Raw genomic sequence first — 1,158 nt, 5'->3', positions numbered from 1 at the left:
GAAATGTTGAGAGCGCCGGCCAGGGTCAGGCTGCCGCCCTCCTGAACGAAGATCGCACCGCCGAGACCGGCGCCGCCACCGCCGCCACCGCTGACGTCGTTGCTGGTGCCGGTGCCGCCGCCGAAGCCACCAGGCTCAGCCACTCCACTACTGCCGGCCCCGCTGCCGCCGCCAAAACCGCCGGCCCCCGGTATATAAGGGCAGTCGTTGCCCGAACACCAGCCGCTGCCGCCGCCGCCGCCGCCAAAACCACCGGGGCTGCCGTCTGTTATGCTACCGTCACCGCCGGCGTCGTCCGGCGCACCGCCTCCACCACTGACGGAGGGGCCGCCGTCGCCGCCATCGGCTCCGATGGGCCAATAGCCACCGCCGCCGCCACTGCTGCCCCACGAACTGCTCAAAGTCAAAGGTCCGAGCGCGCCGCCATTGCCGCCGCGCGCCTGGTTGGCCTGCAGGTTGACATTGCTTACTGTCACATTGGCGCCTTTGCCGATGAACAGCGCGCCGCCCAGTCCAGCGCCGCCGCCGCCGCCGCCGCCGCGGGCGGGATTGCCGGGTACAATAAATCTTGCGTCGCCACCCTTACCGCCCTCGGCTTTGGCGTTGGTGATGGTGAGATCTTTGATCGCCACGTTGATCGCGCCCTGCTGCACGAACAGGCCGCGATACTGGTTGTTGCCGGAGAGGGTGAAGCCTTGTCCGTTGATGGTCATGTTGCCGCTCCGCACGGGCGGCAGGTTGGCTGTCAGCGTGACATTGGCGTAGAACCGGATTGTGTCGCCGTAGTCGGCGTTGAAGATGGCGAAATGCAGATCCCCCTCGTTGTAGATTGGCCAGTCCTCGGCTCTCGCCGGAAGCGTTGTCGACAGCGTTCCAGCTGCGAGAAGGATGGCCAGTGCCAGGCGCGAGCCCGATGTCGACAGACAAGTCTCTCTGCGCAGAGCCGTCTTCGGATGAGCCCGCCTCGGTGCATCGATTTTTCTACCCATCTGCTTGACCCCAGAAGTCCCCCGAATTTGGGGGATCTTGAATTGACTGTTGACAAAGGAACAACACGCCAAGATGCGCATAGCCTCACCATGTGATGCCGAGCTTCAGCTTGCCGGAATAGCTCTTCACGTTGCCGGAGAACTCGCCCTGGAAGGCGGCCGCGGCAAA

1 pseudogene is annotated in these 1,158 nt (G+C 65.0%); it reads right to left on the bottom strand.

Annotated elements, in window-relative coordinates:
* Positions 1 to 1,070 (bottom strand): annotated as a pseudogene (locus tag LB551_RS29855) (hypothetical protein); the annotation flags it as partial.
* Between the last annotated feature and the right edge of the window lie 88 nt (positions 1,071 to 1,158).

Origin of the sequence: Mesorhizobium sp. BR1-1-2 (assembly GCF_020165435.1) — a bacterium.
In the GTDB taxonomy this organism is placed as follows: domain Bacteria; phylum Pseudomonadota; class Alphaproteobacteria; order Rhizobiales; family Rhizobiaceae; genus Mesorhizobium.
Note: the sequence above shows the minus strand (reverse complement) of the source record. Positions and strands in the feature narration are given on the sequence as shown.